At 74.4% G+C, this 17,418-nt stretch carries 15 protein-coding genes; 5 read left to right on the forward strand and 10 right to left on the reverse strand.

Features of this window, described 5'->3' with window-relative positions; translation table 11 throughout:
• Positions 1-2: 2 nt before the first annotated feature.
• Positions 3-401: a VOC family protein gene (locus ABGB11_RS37980; RefSeq protein ID WP_347640344.1), complete on the reverse strand. Its 399-nt coding sequence runs from the start codon at positions 399-401 to the stop codon at positions 3-5.
• 110 nt (positions 402-511) lie between these two features.
• On the opposite strand from ABGB11_RS37980, the gene ABGB11_RS37985 reads away from it, so the two are divergent.
• The 4 genes from ABGB11_RS37985 (at position 512) to ABGB11_RS38000 (ending at position 3,809) form a co-directional block, all read left to right on the forward strand.
• Positions 512-892, forward strand: coding sequence for a YchJ family metal-binding protein (locus ABGB11_RS37985; RefSeq protein ID WP_347640345.1), 381 nt, complete (start codon positions 512-514; stop codon positions 890-892).
• A gap of 112 nt (positions 893-1,004) precedes the next feature.
• The gene (locus ABGB11_RS37990) at positions 1,005-1,661 is read left to right on the forward strand and encodes a hypothetical protein (RefSeq protein ID WP_347640346.1); all 657 of its coding nucleotides are present in this window, start codon (positions 1,005-1,007) and stop codon (positions 1,659-1,661) included.
• 11 nt (positions 1,662-1,672) lie between these two features.
• On the forward strand, positions 1,673-2,521 hold the full coding sequence (gene sigJ, locus ABGB11_RS37995; protein ID WP_347640347.1) for an RNA polymerase sigma factor SigJ: 849 nt from the start codon (positions 1,673-1,675) through the stop codon (positions 2,519-2,521).
• Between the two features lie 172 nt (positions 2,522-2,693).
• On the forward strand, positions 2,694-3,809 hold the full coding sequence (locus tag ABGB11_RS38000) for an FAD-dependent oxidoreductase (RefSeq protein ID WP_347640348.1): 1,116 nt from the start codon (positions 2,694-2,696) through the stop codon (positions 3,807-3,809).
• A gap of 62 nt (positions 3,810-3,871) precedes the next feature.
• Here ABGB11_RS38000 and ABGB11_RS38005 read toward each other — a convergent pair whose 3' ends face one another.
• Complete coding sequence (locus tag ABGB11_RS38005) at positions 3,872-5,074, reverse strand: MFS transporter (protein ID WP_347640349.1); 1,203 nt, start codon at positions 5,072-5,074, stop codon at positions 3,872-3,874.
• 60 nt (positions 5,075-5,134) lie between these two features.
• Between ABGB11_RS38005 and ABGB11_RS38010 the strand changes: the two genes are divergently transcribed.
• A complete protein-coding gene (locus tag ABGB11_RS38010) occupies positions 5,135-6,301 on the forward strand; it encodes an ROK family transcriptional regulator (RefSeq protein ID WP_347640350.1) in 1,167 nt (388 codons plus the stop codon).
• Positions 6,302-6,371: 70 nt separating this feature from the next.
• Here ABGB11_RS38010 and ABGB11_RS38015 read toward each other — a convergent pair whose 3' ends face one another.
• The 8 genes from ABGB11_RS38015 to ABGB11_RS38050 all read right to left on the reverse strand — a co-directional run bounded on the left by ABGB11_RS38015 (position 6,372) and on the right by ABGB11_RS38050 (position 17,387).
• Positions 6,372-6,779: a cupin domain-containing protein gene (locus ABGB11_RS38015; RefSeq protein WP_347640351.1), complete on the reverse strand. Its 408-nt coding sequence runs from the start codon at positions 6,777-6,779 to the stop codon at positions 6,372-6,374.
• Positions 6,780-7,601, reverse strand: coding sequence for a phosphoenolpyruvate hydrolase family protein (locus ABGB11_RS38020; RefSeq protein ID WP_347640352.1), 822 nt, complete (start codon positions 7,599-7,601; stop codon positions 6,780-6,782).
• Positions 7,598-8,794 (reverse strand): Tm-1-like ATP-binding domain-containing protein, encoded by a 1,197-nt coding sequence (locus ABGB11_RS38025; protein WP_347640353.1) that lies wholly within the window; start codon positions 8,792-8,794, stop codon positions 7,598-7,600. Before ABGB11_RS38025 ends, ABGB11_RS38020 begins: the two co-directional genes overlap by 4 nt.
• Before the next feature lie 257 nt (positions 8,795-9,051).
• A complete protein-coding gene (locus tag ABGB11_RS38030; protein ID WP_347640354.1) occupies positions 9,052-9,810 on the reverse strand; it encodes a hypothetical protein in 759 nt (252 codons plus the stop codon).
• Between the two features lie 86 nt (positions 9,811-9,896).
• Positions 9,897-10,589: an ABC transporter ATP-binding protein gene (locus ABGB11_RS38035; RefSeq protein WP_347640355.1), complete on the reverse strand. Its 693-nt coding sequence runs from the start codon at positions 10,587-10,589 to the stop codon at positions 9,897-9,899.
• Positions 10,586-11,500 carry an ABC transporter ATP-binding protein gene (locus ABGB11_RS38040; RefSeq protein WP_347640356.1) on the reverse strand — a complete coding sequence of 305 codons (915 nt, stop codon included), beginning with the start codon at positions 11,498-11,500 and terminating at the stop codon, positions 10,586-10,588. The genes ABGB11_RS38035 and ABGB11_RS38040 overlap by 4 nt, the downstream gene beginning before the upstream one ends.
• On the reverse strand, positions 11,497-14,064 hold the full coding sequence (gene cas5 / locus ABGB11_RS38045) for a CRISPR-associated protein Cas5 (RefSeq protein WP_347640357.1): 2,568 nt from the start codon (positions 14,062-14,064) through the stop codon (positions 11,497-11,499). Before cas5 ends, ABGB11_RS38040 begins: the two co-directional genes overlap by 4 nt.
• Positions 14,061-17,387 carry an FtsX-like permease family protein gene (locus ABGB11_RS38050; RefSeq protein ID WP_347640358.1) on the reverse strand — a complete coding sequence of 1,109 codons (3,327 nt, stop codon included), beginning with the start codon at positions 17,385-17,387 and terminating at the stop codon, positions 14,061-14,063. The genes cas5 and ABGB11_RS38050 overlap by 4 nt, the downstream gene beginning before the upstream one ends.
• Positions 17,388-17,418: the final 31 nt, after the last annotated feature.

Here is a 17,418-nt window from a genome sequence, read left to right on the forward strand (position 1 = left end):
CCTCAGGCGGCGGGCAGCGGAGCGTACAGGTCGACGCCGTTGCCGTCCGGGTCGAGGACGGTGGCGTACCGCATCCCCCAGAAGGCGTCCCACGGCTCCTTCGCACCGGTGTACCCGGCCGCGGTCAGCTCGGCGTACGCGGCGTCCACGTCCGCCGGGCTCGCCGCCTGGAAGGCGAGGAACGTCCGGGGCCCGCCGGACGGCGGCGTCCATCCGTCGACCGTGGGGCCGCGGAACTTCTCGGTGTCGAGCATCAGGTGCAGCCCTCCGGGCAGGTCGCAGTCCGCGTGGTCGGGGTAGGACGCGTCCACGGTGAGCTCCAGCCCGAGACGGCGGTAGAAGGCGACGGCGGCGTCCATGTCGGACACCACGATGTCGATCGTGTTCATCGTCAGATCCATGGCGTGCTCCTTTCAAGGGGTGTCACCCCCTAGACGATCGGGAGACACCCGGATCCGACATGCCTGGGAGAATCCCTCACAGCGGTCTCGGGCGCGGGCAGAATTCGGATGTGGCCAAGAGATGTTTCTGCGGTATCGGCGCACGGTACCGGGACTGCTGCGGACGGTTGCACCGGGGCGAGGCGTCCGCCGGAACCGCCGCCGAATTGATGCGGTCGCGGTTCAGCGCGTTCGCGGTCCAGGACGAGGCCTACCTGCTGAGCACCTGGCATCCGGCCACCCGCCCGGAGCGGATCGGGTTCGACGACGGGACGCGCTGGACGCGGCTGGAGATCGTCCGGGTAGAGGCGGGCGGACCGGACGACGACAGGGGCGTCGTCGAATTCCGCGCCCATTACCTGGCGGGCTCCGAGCCGGGAGAACTGCACGAGGTCAGCAGATTCGTCCGCCATGACGGCTTCTGGACCTACGTCAGGGGAAAAGTGATCTGACAATCCCCCGCGCGGGCAGGCCGGTTCGGTCGCGCGGGGGAGGAACGGCCTCCCCACCACTGCGAACGTTGTGGAAAGCGGACGACGGACGTCCGCGGAAAAGGGGATCCACATGTCGCGGAAAAGGCGTGTACTGATCGCCGGAGTCGCCCTGCTCGGGGCCGTGGGAGCGGTCGGGACCGGCAGTGCGATGGCGCAGGACAACGACGCGAGGACGCCCAAGGAAGCCCACGTGACGGGCGACGCGTGGGTGACGTTCCCGGGCGACAAGGAGTACCCGTACCGGCGCTTCGTCGTGGACGCGCACGGCGGGCCGTGGAAGTTCGTCGACGGGAAGATGGTCATGGGAGCCGCCCGCGGAACGATCAAGTTCGACCATTTCTCGCCGGACGAGCCCGGCGGCCCGTCCCAGCACCACTGGGGCGAGATCAAGGTCGACTACGTCATGGCGTCCGGGCCGGTCGCGGTCGTGTCCGGAATCCGGGTCTCGGGCGCCCACGAGGTCCCGCCGAACCAGAAACGCGCGAACCTGACCTTCTACCAGTCGCCGCGCGGGCACAAGTACGACCGGATGGGTTTCTCCTGGGGCGTCGTGTTCCCGCAGTGCCAGCAGATGGGCAGCGGGCCGGCACCGTTCAGCCCGGCCAGTTCCGGCCCGTTCGGTAAATGGCTGAAGGGGTACACGGTGAAGGACGCGCCGCTGGAGATCCCCTCCGGCGACTTCCAGCCGCCGGACTTGCCGGCCGACTGCTCGTTCGCCGACGAGTAGGCTCCGCCTACGTGGACGACCTGGACTGGGAGGCGCACCGCCCGGCGGTGTTCGGCGCCGCGTACCGGCTGCTCGGCAGCGTGGCCGAGGCCGAGGACGTCGTCCAGGACGTCTGGCTCCGCGCCTCGGCGGCCGACCGCTCGGCCGTCGCCGACCAGCGCGCGTGGCTGGTGACCATCGCGGCCCGGCTCGCGTACAACGTCCTGAAGTCGGCCCGCGTACGGCGCGAGCGGTACCCCGGGCCGTGGCTGCCGGAACCCCTCCCGACCGGCCCGGACGCGTCCGAACGCGTGATCGTGGACGACTCGGTCGGCACCGCTATGCTGCTGGTGATGGAGGAGCTGACACCGCCGGAGCGGGTCGCGTTCGTCCTGCACGACGTGTTCGAGGTCCCGTTCGCCCAGGTCGCGGAGGTGCTCGGCAACTCGGCGGCGGCCTCGCGCAAGCTCGCGTCCCGGGCCCGCAAGCGGGTCGCGGACGCCCGCGAGGAGCACCCGAGGTCGAGCCGCGCGGAGCGCGAACGCGTCCTCACCGCGTTCCGCGCGGCGACCGAGCGCGGCGACCTCGCGCGCCTCGTCCGACTCCTGCACCCGGACGCCGTCTACGTGGCGGACGGCGGCGGCAAGGTCGTCGCGTCCCGCCGCCCGGTCGTGGGAGCCGACCGCGTCGCCCGCCTGCTCGCCCACGTCACCACCCACTACCGGGTCGACCGCGTCGAGTTCATCGAGATCGGCGGCGAACCGGCCCTGGCCGCCCACCGCGACGGCCGCGTCATCTGGATCGACACCCTGGAGATCGCAGACGGCCGCATCACGAAGTACCACCGCGTCGCCAACCCCGAGAAGCTGACCCACCTCTGACCCAGAACACCACCTCCGCTCCCTTCGGCACATCCGCCCGCCCACCGTCCCCGCACCCAAAGGTCACGGCCACATCGGACGTGGACGGTGGCTGAGCTAAGGCCGTCCGTCCAGTCACATCTACAGGGCGTGTCTTGTCTTCCTGGCGCGAACCGAGATGAGGGAGACGGATATGTCGCATGTTGTGATCGTCGGCGGAGGTTTCGCCGGGGTGTGGAGCGCCGCCGCGGCGGCCCGGGTGCGGGGCTCGGAAGACCTGCGCATCACGCTGGTCGCGCCTGGGAAGGACCTCGTCCTGCGTCCCCGCCTCTACGAGCCTGAGCCCGCACGCGCGACGGTCGCGCTGAAGCGGATCCTGGAACCGGTGGGCGTCGAGCACGTCCGCGCGACGGTCCAGGACATCGATGTGGACGACCGCGTCGTGGTCGCCGACGGCCGCCCGATCGAGTACGACCGGCTCGTCCTCGCCGCGGGCAGCCGCCTGGTCCGGCCGGACATTCCGGGCGCCGAGCGGCTGTTCGACGTGGACACGCTGGAGGGCGCCCAGCGGCTCCGCGGGCACCTGCGCGGCCGGGACGGCTACACGGCCGTCGTGGTCGGCGCCGGTTTCGCCGGCCTGGAGGTCGCCACGGAACTCGCCGGGCGGGGCCGCGTCGTCCTCGTGGAGTTGGCCGGCGAGGTGGCCCCCGACCTCGGTTTCGGCCCGCGCCCGGCGATCGAGGTGGCGCTCGACCGGCTCGGCATCGAGCGGCGCCTGGGCACCACCGTGGCCGAAGTCCTGGACGGCGGCGCGGTGCTGGCCGACGGCTCCCGGATCCCGGCGGACGCCGTCGTGTGGACGGCGGGCCTGGAAGCGAGCCCGCTCACGTCCCACATCCCCGGCGAGCGCGACCGCCTGGGCCGCCTGAAGGTCGACGCGCACCTGCGCGCCCACCCGCACGTCTTCGCCGCCGGCGACGTCGCCGCCGCCCGCGCGGACCAGGACCACTGGACGGTGCAGAGCTGCCAGCACGCGACCCCGATGGGCAAGACGGCCGGGCACAACGCGGCGGCCGACCTGCTGGGCGTCCCGCTGGTCGACTTCGCCCCCGCCCCCTACGTCACCGACGTGGACCTGGGCGCCGCGGGCGCCGTCTACACCCGCGGATGGGACCGCCGTATCGCCCTGACCGGCGCGGAGGGCAAGTGGGTCAAGCGCTGGATCATGGACGTCATCCACCCGCCCCTGGACGACGCCCCCACGATCCTCGCCTACGCAGGCATGATCACGACCCCGGTGCCCTTCTGACACCACCGGACGCCCGCATGATCGGCACGGCGACCCCCGCTGGAGCGGGGGCCGCCGTGCCCTCAACGGCTAGGCGAAAGCCACGACGCAGCCCTGAGCCGCCACCCGCACCGGACCAGCAGGACGGCCAGCAGAGCGGGGGCGACGAAGACGGCGGCGCGCAGGGTGGTGAGGTCGGCGAGCGTCCCGAGGACGAGCGGGGCGACGCCGATCGCCACCCCGGACGCGAGCGCGCACCGCGCGGCGGCCCGCACCGGCTGGGACGGCCACGCGGCCAGCGCCTGCCCCAGGATCACCGGGTAGAGCAGCGCCACGCCGAGCCCGGTGACCAGCAGCCCGGCGACCGCGACCGGCGCCGGCGACGTCCAGAGGATCGCGAACCCGGCGATACCGACCAGCGCCGCGAACGCCAGCAGCCGGTCGGGCCGTCCCCCGAACCTCACCGCCGGCCCCGCCGCGGCCCGCCCGACCGCCATCCCCAGCACGAAGGCGGCCGACAATGTCGTCGCCGTCCCGGCCCCGGACTCCTTCACCGACCGGAGGAAGTCCGCCGCCCAGAACACCATGCAGAACTCGACCCCCACCGCCAGAACAAGATCAACCCACCGCGCCCAAAACCCCCGCGGAGGGGCGGGAGTGGCAGGCGTGTCGGGGGTGGTGGGGGTTGTGGAGGGGGCGGGGGTTCGGGTTAGGGAGAGGAGGGTGATGACGGCCAGGAGGGCTGGGGGGATGGCGAAGGCGGCGCGCCAGCCCAGGTCGTGGGCCAGGGTGACGCCGATGATGATCGGGGAGAGGACGGACGCGGCGCTGGAGACGGCGTTCGCCTGACCGATCTGGATCGTTCCATCGCCCTGGTGCGCGGCGCGCAGTGCCGCGGGGACCAGTTGGACGAGGCCCGCGCCGCCGAGGCCGAGGACGAGGGCGCCGGCTGCCGTTCCGAGGCGTCCGCCGCCGGTGGCCAGCAGGGCGGCGCCACCGACGAGGGCGGTCAACGCCGCGGGCAGGGCATACCGCCCGAGCCACACCGCCAGGCGGTGGCCCACCAAGCCGACCACGACGAGGCCGAGCGCGAAGGCCGAGGGGTAGAGGGCGGCCTCGGCTCGCGGCAGTCCGCGCTCCTCGCGCAACTCGGGCAGTACGGCACCGAGCGCGGTGAGCAGGTAGCCGAGGCACCCGAAGGTGGCATAAAGCGCGAGCGTTCCCCGTCCGGACGAGGCGGGGGCCCGCGCCGCAGCGGGCGCCCGGTCCGTGTCAGCAAAGTCCATTCACGCCTCCCGGAATATGCTCGTGCAACGAGGATAATCGCCAGGCGCGAGGATGTCACCATGCAGAAGACCGCGCACTCCGCACGCGCCCTGCGCAGCCAGGGGGCGCTGGCCGTGCTCCGGTACGTCCACGCGCACCCGTCCGCGACACGCGCGGACGCGGCACGCGCGCTGGGGTTGAGCAGCGGGTCGGCCACGGAGATCACCGGCCGGCTCAAGGCGTCCCGGCTGGTCGACGAGAGCACGTCCGCCCGAACCGGCGGACGCGGCCGCCCCTCCCCCGCGCTCACCGCCCACCCGGACGGCCCGCTGGTCTGCGTGGCCGACATCAGTCACGAGCGCTGGCGCGTGGCCTGCGTGGAACTCGGCGGCCGCGTCGTCACGGAGGAGGCGGACCGCCACTCCGGCTCCCCCGCGATCCTCGGAACGCTCGGAGACCGCGTGTCGGCCTTCCACGCCCGCTTCGGACGGCGGCTCCGCGCGGTGTCCGCGTGCGTGGCCGGGACGGTCAGCGGGACGACGGTCGTCCAGGCGTCCGGCATGGGGTGGCGCGACGTCGCCCTGGAGCCGCTCGGACTCTCCGGGGTCCCGCTGCTCGTCGGCAACGACGCCTCGCTCGCCGGGCTGGCCGAGGCCAGGCGCGGCGCGGGCGCAGGGGCGCGGGTCGTCCTGCACCTGACCGTCGAGGTCGGCATCGGCGGCATCCTCGTCGTGGACGAGCGCCCGGTGGACGGCGCGACCGGCGCGGGCGGCGAGTTCGGACACATGCCGTTCGGCGATCCCGCGCGCGAGTGCCCGTGCGGCGCCCGCGGCTGCTGGGACCTGGAGGTCGACGGCCGCGCCATGGCCCGGACGCTCGGCCGTCCCGCGCCGCGCGACCCCCGCACGGCGGCCGAGCAGGTCATCGCCGCCGCAGCCGCCGACCCGAAGTCCCGCACGGCCGTCGCGGCGGCGGCGCACGCGCTCGGACGGGGCATCGGCGCTCTCGTCAACGGCCTCGACCCCGACGTGGTCACGCTCTCCGGCCTCGCGACCGACCTGGCCGGAACAGCCCCCGTCGCCCTCGAAACCGGCTACAACACCGCCCTCATGCGCTACCGCCGGGAGACACCGCCCCCCGTCCGCCCGACGACCTTGGGCGCCCTGGGCCCCCTGACCGGCGCCGCCGACGCCGCATTCGACAGCATCCTCACCGAAGACGGCCTCGCCGCCTGGTCGAACGCCTAACCCCGGCGCCCCATCGGTGTGGGTGGCCTCCGGCGGCACAGCCGGGCGGCGGTGTGGTGCAGGTTCGCGGTCAGGACTGGTGCCATTCGGGGATGGCGCCTGCGGCGTGGAGGGTGTAGTCCGGGGCCGCTTCCAGTGCCTTCTCCTCGCCGCCCGGGGTGTAGGTGACGATCAGGCGGAGCGGGCGCCAGGTGGTGTTGTAGGTGGAGTGCCAGACGCCTTTAGGGATGTGGACGGCGTCGCCCTCGCCGATCGTGAACGGGTCTCCGTCGTCGACCATCTGGGCGGCCTCACCGGAGATCACGTAGATGACCTCCTCGGCGTTCGGGTGGTGGTGGCGCGCGTGGCCCTGGCCGGGGTTGACGATCACCTCGCCGAAGGTGCTGCCCGCGGCGGGCACGGTGGACGGGGTGACGAACCACTTGATGGACCCCCAGCCGAAGGTCATCGTGGTCACGTCGCCGGGTTCGACCAGCATTCAGAGCTCCAGGTTCTTGAAGGCGGCCACCTGCGCGGTGATGGCGCGCTCGGTGGGCAGCCGCTCGACGGAGGAGGCGCCGAAGAAGCCGGCGACCCCCTCGGTCCGTGACAGGACGTAGGCGGCGTCGTCCGGTTCGGCGATGGGTCCGCCGTGGCAGAGGACGAGGATGTCCGGGCGGGCGGCGGACGCGGCGTCGCGCATGGCCTGGACGCGTTCGACCGCCTCGTCCAGGGTCAGGGCGGTGCCGGCGCCGATGCTGCCCTTGGTGGTGAGGCCGACGTGCGGGACGAGGACGTCGGCGCCGGCCTCCGCCATCGCGCGCGCCTGGTCCTCGTCGAACACGTACGGGGCGGTGACGAGGCCGCGCTCGTGGGCGAGCCGCACCATCTCGACCTCCAGGTCGTACCCCATGCCGGTCTCTTCGAGGTTCTGCCGGAACACCCCGTCGTAGAGGCCGACGGTGGGGAAGTTCTGCACGCCGGAGAACCCCATGGCCTTGAGCTGGTCGAGGAAGACGGGCATCACCCGGAACGGGTCGGTGCCGCACACCCCGGCGAGGACGGGCGTGTCCTTCACGACCGGGAGGACCTCGGACGCCATCTCCACGACGATCTGGTTGGCGTCCCCGTACGGCAGGAGCCCGGCCAGCGACCCGCGCCCGGCCATCCGGTAGCGGCCCGAGTTGTAGATGATGATCAGGTCGACGCCGCCGGCCTCGGCGCACTTGGCCGACAGGCCGGTGCCCGCCCCGGCGCCGATGACGGGCTTCCCTTCGGCGACGGCGCTCCGCAGCCGGAACAGGACGGTCTCGCGGTTCACTGCGCCTCCTCCGTGATCATCTGGTGCAGCCGGTCGGCCATGGCGCAGCCGAACGCCGGATCGTTGATGTTCATGTCGAGCCTCTCCGTCTCCACGGCGCCGTCCATGGCCGCGAAGCAGGCCGCGTCCGCCTCCGGATCGTGGAAGGGCATCCCGGACGCGTCCAGCGCCGACACCCCGCCGAGCGGGAGGAAGAGCGCGGTCGGGCCGGTCGCCGCGGCCAGCTTGGACGCGACGCGCCGTCCCAGTTCGGCCATCTCCTCCGGGGTCGTGCGCATCAGGGTCACGGTCGGGTTGTGGACGTAGAGATTGCGTTCCTGGAAGCGTTCCGGGACGGTCTCGCGCGGCCCGAAGTTGACCATGTCGAGGGCTCCGGGCGCCACGACCTGCGGGACGCCGTGCTTGCCCGCCGCCGTCAGCCGGTCGGGCCCGGCGGACAGGACGCCGCCGACGAGGTCGTCGGCCAGCTCGGTGGTGGTCAGGTCCAGCACCCCGGCCAGGAGCCCGCTCTCGACGAGTCCTTCGAGGGCACGGCCTCCGGCGCCGGTCGCATGGAAGACGAGCACCTCGTAGCCCAGCTCGTCCAGCCGTTCGCGGGCCGCGTCCACCGCCGGCGTCGTCACCCCGAACATGGACGCCCCGATGAGGGGACGGTCGTCCCCGGAGCCCGACGGCGCGTACGCCTTCGCCATCCCGGCCGCGGCCGCCGCCGCGTTGCCGAGGATGAGCCGCGACACCCGGTTCACGCCCGCGATGTCGACGACGCTGTACATCAGCGTCACGTCCTTGCCGCCGACGTACGGGGTCACGTCCCCGGACGCCATCGTGGACACGATCAGCTTCGGCAGCCCGATCGGCAGGTCCCGGACGGCCCTCGCCGCGATCGACGAGCCGCCGCTGCCGCCGACCGCGAGCACCGCGTCCATCTGGTCCAGCCCCGCGAGGACGGCGGCGGCGCCCTCCCCCATGACCGTGACCGCGGCTCCGCGGTCGCGTGCGTCCCGCAGCGCGTCGAGCGTTGTGCCGCCGGCGCGTGCCACTTCCTCGGCGGTGACGTCGGCGGCCACGTCGGACGGCCCGGCCCCCGTGTCCACGAGCACGGTGTCGCATCCCAGCTCGCGCACCCGGTCGCGCAGCCATGCGTACTCCGCGCCCTTTGTGTCGAGTGTCCCCACCAGCACAACGGTCGCCACAGTGAAACTCCCGTCCCGAGCCGACTTACGGCACGAGATATGCCCCTGCCGATCACCGTCCAACCGGCCCGCCGATCCAGCGGTCCGGCCGTGATCGAATAAGGACATACCCCTTTCCTCGATCCTCCGCAGCACCGTCGACGACCGTCGTGATCCTGCTCGGTGCCGTCGCGGCCGGCGTCCACGGGCCCGGCAGCGCGCGGCGACATCGGCGTAGCCGCACGACCCGGCGCCGTGCCGGATCGTGCGGCCGGACGTCACCGGAGAGCGGTCGTGGAGGTGGGCAGGACCACCTGTCCCGTGACGAACTCGCTCCACAGGCCGAACCGCATCGGGGTGCCGGGACGCGCGGAGGTCTCGGCGAAGCCGATCGGGCGGCCGTGACGGTGGGTGGTGGCGCCGAAGGCGAGCCGGAACCGCGAGGTGCCGGCGCGGTCCTGCGGCGGGACGTCGGTGGGCGGCAGGATCTCGTCCAGCGTCCACCTGTAGGTGCCGCGGTAGGGGGTGGAGACCCGCTCGAACGTCTGCTCCAGGATGACGCCGGTTTCGGGGAGGACGACGAGAACCCCGGGCAGCGATCCGACCCTGGTGTTGAAGACCAGAACCGGCTGCTCGGTTCCGTCGAAGGACGTCCCGATGCCGCTGCCGACCTGGGAGCCTGACGGGCAGGCGTCCGGGCCGTCCTCGGTGATGACCGTGCGCGCGCACGTCGGGAACGCCTCGGGGTTGAAGGAGATCGAGCGGTCGAAGAGGAAGACGAACCGGCGGGCGCCCGCCGGGACGGTGCCCTCGGCGGTGCGGCTGCGGCGGTCGAAGGCGACCGTCACGCTGCGCCCCTCGCCCTTCGTCGCGGTCACCTGGAGCGAGTCCAGGTTGCGCGGTCCTGCCACGTCGGGCTCGTAGGGCCGCTGGGGGCCGCCGGGAGCGGGGTCGGGCGGGGTCGCGGCCGCGGCGGCGGGTGCCGCCGCTCCGGCCAGGACCGCGGCCACGATCCCGGCGCGAAGCAGGATTCTCATCGGACCTCCAAGATCATCGGTGTCGGTGACGCCAATAGATCAAGGAGGGTCGAAAGGCGGGATAAAGCCGCCGGTCGCCCCCGGCGTCAGGCCGGGACGGGCGCTTCGCTGATCACGCCGTCCTCCAGGTTCAGGACCCGGTCGGCCTCGGCCAGCAGGGCCTGGTCGTGGGTGGCCACCAGGACGGTCACGCCCTCGCTGGTGACGACCGCGCGGAGCAGCGGCATGACGGCGGCGGCGGTCTCGGAGTCGAGCTGCCCCGTGGGCTCGTCGGCGAGCAGCAGGCGGGGGCGGTTGGCGAGGGCGCGGGCGATGGCCACGCGCTGGCGCTGGCCGCCGGAGAGCTCGTAGGGGCGCTGGGCCGCGTGGTCGGCCAGGCCGACGAGGCCGAGCAGGACGCGGACGCGCTCGTCGCGTTCCGCCGGCGGCGTGCGGACGAGGCGCAGCGGGACCTCGACGTTCTCGGCGGCCGACAGGACGGGGATCAGGCCGTGCGACTGGAAGACGTACCCGATGTGGTCGCGGCGGAGGGCGAGCAGCTCGTCCTCGGGGAGGGCGCCGACGTCGCGGCCGCCGACGCGGACGGTGCCGCCGTCCGGGTGGTCGAGCCCGCCGATCAGGTTCAGCAGGGTCGTCTTGCCGGAGCCCGAACGGCCCTTGATCGCGACGAGCTCCCCCGCGCCGACGGCGAAGGACGCGCCGCGCAGCGCGGGGACCTCTATCTTCCCGGTGCGGTAGGTCCGGACGAGCCCTTCGGCGGCCACCATCGGGTCGGTCATTCTGCTTCCTCCCGGTCGGGCCAGACGCCGACGTGGTCGCTTTCCAGAGCGAGGCGGACGCGGTCGCGCATGTCGAGGGCCGAGGTGAAGGCGGTGGGGAGCTGGACGCGGCCGGCGCGGTCGAGGACGGCGTACTCCTCGGCGGTGCCGCCGCCGCGGCGGACCTCGACGCTGGTGCGGCCGTCCCGGATGCCGACCGTGCGGTCAACGCGCTCGGACACCTGCGTGTCGTGGGTGACCACGACGGTGGTGGTGCCGAGCTCCTCGTTGACGCGGCGGAGGGCGGCGAACACCCCGGCGGCGGTGACGGTGTCGAGCTCGCCGGTGGGCTCGTCGGCGAGCACGACCTGCGGCTCGTTGGCGACGGCGACGGCGATCGCGATGCGCTGCTGCTGGCCGCCGGACAGCTCGTCCGGGCGGCGGCCCGCGCAGTCGCCGACGTCCAGCATGCCGAGCAGCTCGGCGGCACGGGTGGCGCGGGCGCGCCGCGACCGGCCGGCGAACTTCATGGGCAGCTCGACGTTCTGCGCGGCGGTCAGGTACGGGAGCAGGTTGCGGGACGTCTGCTGCCAGATGAACCCGACCTGCTCGCGGCGGAACCTCAGCCGCTCCTTGGACGCCATGGTGAGCAGGTCGGACCCGGCGACGCGGGCGACGCCTGCGGTCGGCACGTCCAGGCCCGACAGGATGTTCAGCAGCGTCGACTTGCCCGAGCCGGACGCGCCCACGATGGCGACGAGCTCGCCGGGGTCGACGAGCAGGTCGAGGCCCTGGAGCGCGACGACCTCGACGCCGTCGGTCTTGTAGATGCGGACGAGGTTGTCGCAGACGATGTGGGCGCCCTCGCCGTAGACGGGCCCGCGCTCGGCGGCGCGGCGCTCCAGTTCGGCGAGGTCCGGCGTGTCGGTCATGAGTCCCCCGTTCTCAGGACGTTTCCGGGGTCGGTGTCGAAGGCGCGGTCGACGGCGACGGCAGCGGCGGCGGCGAGCAGCAGGGCGGCGAGCAGGCCGAGCAGCGCGGAGAGACCCGGGACGTGCGCGGTGACGGCGAAGCCGCCGGTGTAGGGGCCGAGGTCGACGACCGGGCCGGTGATGTCGGGCAGGAGCAGGCCGAGCACCCAGCCGGCGCCGACCGCGCACAGCAGGACGGGCGAGATCTCCACGAGCGCGAGGGTCCGGCTCTGCCGCCGGCTGAGCCCGAGGGCGCGCAGGTGCGCGACCGTCCGGCCGCGGGCGCGGGCGCCGACGACGAGGACGAGCAGGACGGCGAGCAGCCCGAGCACGCCGGCGATGAGCGCGCCGCTCTGGAACGTCTCGTGGACGACGGACACCAGCGGCAGCCGCGTCATGTCCCGCAGGACCCGGTCCCGCGTCTGGACGTCGCTTCCGGGGGCCGCCGCACGGAGAGCCGCGGCGTCCAGGTCGTCCCCGGCGACGAAGACCTGGGACGGGAACCCGGTCGCCCCGGCGACCATGTCGTACGGGACGAGCACGAACGCCGATCCGGTCTCCTGCCCGGGGAAGCGCTCGATCTGCCCGGACGGCGTGACGCGGATCGGGTCCATCCCGGCGCGGCCGAGCGTCACCGCACCCGGGCCCGTGGTGCGGGACGCGAGCGGCGACGCCAGCACCGAGCCCGAGCCGGGGATGCCGGGCACCTCGGGCGCGAGTTTCCGGTAGGCGTCCAGGTCGACGCCGACGATGGTGATCGGCGCGGGGTCCGAGGCGGTCGACGCGCGCGCGATGACGCGGACGCGGACGGCGCCGGTCACGCCGGGCACGTCGCGGATGCGGCGCAGGCCCGCGTCGTCCATCGCCGCGGCCTCGACGCGGGCGTCGGCACCCGTCCGGGCCCAGGACGCGCGCACCTGGCCGTCGCGCAGGGCGGTGTCGACGGTGGCGGCGAAGCCGGCGACGGTCGCCGCCAGCAGCAGGACGACCAGCGGCAGCGCGCCGACGAGGTTCTGCCGGGACGCGCGGGCGATGCCGAGGAACGCGACGGCGCCGCTGCGGCGCCGCAGGAGGGGCCCGGCCGCGCGGAGCAGGGACGGGTAGGCGCGCAGGACGAGGACGCCGAGCGCCGCGCCGAGCAGCACGGGGACGGCGGCGACGAGCGGGTCGGTCCCGGACGTCCCGCCGCGTTCCCGCAGCAGCACGACGCCGATCACCGCGAGCGCCACCAGCAGGACGTCCAGGACGAGCCGCCGCCGGGACGGGCGGGTGGCGACCAGGTCGTCGCGCCGGGTGGTGACGGAGCCGAGCGCGCCCCGCTCCCGCGCCACCATCGAGGCGGGCACGCCGAGCACGGCCGCGAGGAGCAGGACGATCGCGTACACCGAGCCGGCCTGCGGCGGTCCGGCGTCCAGGAGGCGTCCGGCCGCGTAGCCGAGCCCGGCGGGCGGGACGGCCGCGAGCGCGGTCAGCCCGCAGGCGGGCACGGCGAGCTGGCGCAGCGACGCCCCGCGCGCCCGCATCAGGCCGAGGACCGGGCGGAGCCGCCCGGCGAGCAGCCCGGCGGCGAGGAGCAGCAGCCCGGCGGCGACGGCGACGAGGCCGCCGAGGGCGAGGCCGAGGACGGACTGCGCGGTGTGGAGCCGGTCGGTGAACTCCTTCAGCCGGTTGTCCAGCGGGGTGGAGACCTCGCAGGGGAACAGGTCGGCGCGCCCCTCGACGGCGGAGCGGAAGGCGTCCAGGTCGGCCGCCATGCCCTCGGCCTGCGCGGCGCTGACCTGGCCGGCGCGGACCGGGAACCGCCATTCGTAGCTCAGTTTCCGGGTCGGGTCGTGCGTGAGGCGGGCGTAGGCGGCGGCGTCGATCAGCGCGGTTCCCGCGTCGGCCTCGATGGTGGTCTTGGGGACGAACTCGACGGTCGGGTGCAGGACCCGGGCCCTCGGCGCCCAGAAGGGGTCGCGGGGGTCGACCGGTACGAACAGGCCGGAGACGCGGACGGTCACGGTGTCGAGGACGATCCGGTCGCCGACCTTGTAGCCGAGCCGGTCGGCGTACTCCTTGGCGATCATGACCGCCATGTCGCCGCTCGCCTGCCCCTGCCTGTTGCGGACCGGCGTGCCCTGGACGACGCGGATCCGCCGCCACGTGCCCGGCTCCCAGCCGAGGTAGAGCAGCCGGGGCCGCCGGAACGTCCCCTCGACGGTGTTGGCGGAGGAGGTGACCGACGACTCCGGTTCGCCGGAGACGGTGCCCAGCGAGTGGGGCAGCAGCTGCTGCCAGGAGATGGCGTTGGCGCCGAGGGCGGCGTCGCTGGGCACGGCGGCGAAGGCGGTGCTGCCGCCCGCCTGCCCCCGCACCCGGATGTCGGCGGCGGGGCCGACCGCGGCGGCCGCGGCGCGGTCGTATCCGGCGGTCGTGCGGGACGGGACGGCGACGGCGAGCAGCGCGGACACGAACGTCAGCACGGCCAGCGCGGCGAGCGGCGCCCACTGCGCGCGGGCGAGGCGGATTCCGGCGCCCCTCATCGGTCCTCCCCTACGCGCAGGCCGGCGCCGGGGTCGCGGCGCCGCAGCGTCCGGACGACGGGCGCCAGGACGAGCCCGAGCACGGCGGCCACGGCCGCGAGCACGCCGAGCACCAGGGGCCACTGGACGACGAGGTCGGCGGGCGGGTACGGCTGCGCGGCCTGGACGCTGAGCACGATGTGCGGGACGACGAGCCGCGCCACGACCACCCCGAGGACCGTCCCGCCGAGCAGTCCCAGCACGACCAGGTAGGCCTGCTCGATGGCGAGCATCCCCGCGACCTGCCGGGGGTGGACGCCGAGCGCCCGCAGCACGGCGAACTCGCGGTGCCGTTCCCCGGCGGTGACGGCCGCGTTCACCACGAACGCGATGACGGCGAACGCCAGGGCCGCGCCGAAGCCGAGGATGAGGGCGCCCTGGAGGGCCGCGCCGAGCGGGGCGTCGCGGAGCCGGGAGCGGGTCCGGGCGCGGTCGGCGGCGACCTCGCCCCAGCCGGGGTGCCGGGCGAGCTCGCGGGCGGCCGGGCCCGTGCGCCCGGCGCGCGCCGACGCCCACCATTCCCGGGGCGTGATGCTCTCGCCGGCGGCGCCGAGCACGGAGATCCGGCTCTGCGTGAGCGTGGGCAGGTCGACCAGGACGCCGGGACGGCCGGCCGGCACGCTCGGCAGGGCCGGCACGATGCCCATGACCTTGATCGGCTGGTCGCCGTCCACGGTGCTGACGGTGAGGGTGCCGCCGACGCCGGTCTTGGCGCGTCCTGCCATCTCGCCGGTGACGACGCCGGGGACGGCCGGGAGAAGGTCGGTGTTCTGCGCGTCGTGCGACGGCGGGGTGGACGTGCCGAGGACGGCGTGCACGCCCGCTCCGGTCGCGAAACCGTAGATGCCCCGGTTCGGGTTCGGGGCCGGGGACGCGGGGAGCGCGAGCTCGGCCAGCGCGTCCCCCGGGTCCTTGACGCTCGGCTTGATCGGGTTCTCGGCGTTCGGGGAGTCGGCGAAGGCGTCCCAGCGGGTTCCGCCGGGCAGCGCGGCCTCTCCGGTGCCGTCGCCGCGCACGGCGAGCAGTTCAAGGTCGAGGGTGCCGGCGAACGTGTTGTCGTCGTAGAGGTAGTGGATGCTCCGGACGGACAGCGGGTAGGACGGCACGCCGCCGGGCCCGGCCAGCTCGGCGGTGTCGAGCGCGACGGTGTGCGCGTCGCCGTCCGCGTCGATCGACGGCAGGGTCACCCGCCGGGTCAGCCCGCGCCCGTCCACGAGGGTCACCGCGACCCGGTAGCCCTTGCCGGGCGGCGGCGTGTAGGCGGGCGGGACCTCGGGGGCGGGGCCGGTGTGGCGGAGCCGCAGGTCGAACAGCAGCCGGCCGGGCCTGCCGGGGACGGTCAGCGCGGGGGCGGCGGGGCGGGCCTTCGCCAGCTCGTCCAGCCGGAGGTCGTCGCGCAGGCCGGGCTGGACGCGCAGCAGGGGCCCGAGCCTTCCGGCGTCGACACCGAGCAGCGTCGCGGGTTCGGTGCCGAGGTCGGCGTCCGTGCGCAGCACCGGCGACGCGGCCGTCACGCCGGGCAGCCCCGCGAACCGCGCGCCCTGCCCGAGCGGTCCCGGGCCCGCCTCGCGGGTCGAGGGGGACAGCCGCAGGTCGGCGCCGCTCTGGAAGTCGGCCTGGTCGGCCTGCGAGCGGCGCCAGGTCGCCATCGTCGTCACCGACAGCACCCCGACGGCCATCGCCATGACGAGCAGCAGCACCGGCCCGGTGTACCGGAGCTGGCGCCGGCCGACCTGCCGGGTGCCGAGGACGGGCACGAGCCCGCGACCCCGGGTGGCGACCCGCTCGGCGGCGCGGGAGACCAGCGGCACCACCCGGAGCAGCAGCACCCCGCCGGCGAGCAGCGCCAGCGCCGGGCCGGAGACGATGAACGGGTCGATGCCGGACGTGCCGTCCCCGGCGCCCGCGCCGTCCGCCCCGTACCGGGTGAGCTGCCAGATCGCGAGCCCCGCGACGAGCAGGAGCGCGAGGTCGACGCCCGAGCCGCGCAGGCCGCCGCGCCCCTGCCGCCCGATCCCGGCCTGCGCCTCGACGAACGTGCGGTTCGCGCCGCGCAGCGTCGGGATGGTCAGGACGGCGGCGCAGGCGAGGGCGGTCAGCGCGGAGACGATCCACAGCGGCGCGGCGGGCCCGGCGTCCAGCCGCAGCCCGGACGCGTGGACGGCCGGCGCGTGCCCGGCGAGCCGCAGCAGGGGCCGCGCGAGCAGCGGGCCGAGCACCGCGGCGGGCAGGACGATCAGCAGGCCCTCGGCGAGGCCGAGCCGGGCGAGCTGCCGCATCCCGAGGCCGCGGGTCCGCAGCAGCGCGACCTCGCCGCGCCGGTGGTCGGCGAGCAGCCGGGCGACGAGCAGCCACGCGCAGCCCGCCAGCAGGACGAGCTGGATCACCGGGATGAGCATCGTGGACCGCGCCACCTGGAGGGCGGTGCGCAGCTGCCCGGTCAGCTCGGGCAGGTCCGTCGCGACGCTGAACTGGGCGCCGTCGCCGACCTCCTTGAAGGTGTCGGCCCCGCCGGCGACGCGGTCGCCGAGGGGGCCGAGGTCGCCGGGTGCGACGCCGCGCAGGTCCGGCATGACGGTGAAGCGCGCTTCGGAGCCGGTTCCGGTGAACCGGTCCGCGAACACCTCGGGGGACACCACGAACGGCCCGTAGGTCGTGTAGTCGAGCTTCTCGACGCCGGTCGTGACGAGCTTGTCGTCCTGCCAGAAGTAGTCCTGCGGGTTCGGGACCTCGAAGAGCCCGACGACGCGCACCTTCACGACCGACTTCTTGTCGACGCGCCCGTGGAGCGTGAGGACGTCGTCCGGCTCGGCGTGCATGGCGCGGGCGGCGGCCACGGGCAGGACGGCCTCGATCTCCCCGGAGCCGGCGCCGGGCCAGCGGCCCTCGGCGAGCCGGGCGTGCTGCTCGATCCCGGTGTAGGTCCCGAAGGCGGTGAGTTCGGGGTGGTCGCTCTTCTCCTGCCCGGGGAGCGTGTAGGAGTCGCTGCGCACGCTCATCGAGACCGCGAGCGGGACGTCCCGGTAGATCTGCTTCAGCGCCCGGTCGACCTGGCCCCGCACCTCGGCGAGGCCGTTCGGGGGGACCTGCGTGCCGAGGGTCGTCCCGACCGACGCGAACGTGGCGTCGGCGAGGGTGCGCCGGAGTCCCTCGCGCGTCACCGACCCGGTGTAGCCGACCAGGGCCGCGAGGACGGTCGTGGCGAACAGCGCGGTCGCGCACGCGGCGAGCACCAGCGTGCGATCGCCGGCCATCCGGCTCAGCACCAGCCCCCGTCGTCCCACGGCGGATCATGATCATTCAAGGGCGGGGGGA

The sequence above is a fragment of the Actinomadura sp. B10D3 genome (assembly GCF_039871695.1).
GTDB classification, from domain to species: domain Bacteria; phylum Actinomycetota; class Actinomycetes; order Streptosporangiales; family Streptosporangiaceae; genus Spirillospora; species Spirillospora madurae.

Bases quoted from the DNA above. Each gene is read 5' to 3' on its own strand.
- ABGB11_RS37980 (WP_347640344.1), bottom strand. From the start codon at position 401: ATGGATCTGACGATGAACACGATCGACATCGTGGTGTCCGACATGGAC.
- ABGB11_RS37990 (WP_347640346.1), top strand. From the start codon at position 1,005: ATGTCGCGGAAAAGGCGTGTACTGATCGCCGGAGTCGCCCTGCTCGGG.
- ABGB11_RS38000 (WP_347640348.1), top strand. From the start codon at position 2,694: ATGTCGCATGTTGTGATCGTCGGCGGAGGTTTCGCCGGGGTGTGGAGC.
- ABGB11_RS38005 (WP_347640349.1), bottom strand. From the start codon at position 5,074: ATGGACTTTGCTGACACGGACCGGGCGCCCGCTGCGGCGCGGGCCCCC.
- ABGB11_RS38010 (WP_347640350.1), top strand. From the start codon at position 5,135: ATGCAGAAGACCGCGCACTCCGCACGCGCCCTGCGCAGCCAGGGGGCG.
- ABGB11_RS38015 (WP_347640351.1), bottom strand. From the start codon at position 6,779: ATGCTGGTCGAACCCGGCGACGTGACCACGATGACCTTCGGCTGGGGG.
- ABGB11_RS38030 (WP_347640354.1), bottom strand. From the start codon at position 9,810: ATGAGAATCCTGCTTCGCGCCGGGATCGTGGCCGCGGTCCTGGCCGGA.
- ABGB11_RS38035 (WP_347640355.1), bottom strand. From the start codon at position 10,589: ATGACCGACCCGATGGTGGCCGCCGAAGGGCTCGTCCGGACCTACCGC.
- ABGB11_RS38040 (WP_347640356.1), bottom strand. From the start codon at position 11,500: ATGACCGACACGCCGGACCTCGCCGAACTGGAGCGCCGCGCCGCCGAG.
- cas5 (WP_347640357.1), bottom strand. From the start codon at position 14,064: ATGAGGGGCGCCGGAATCCGCCTCGCCCGCGCGCAGTGGGCGCCGCTC.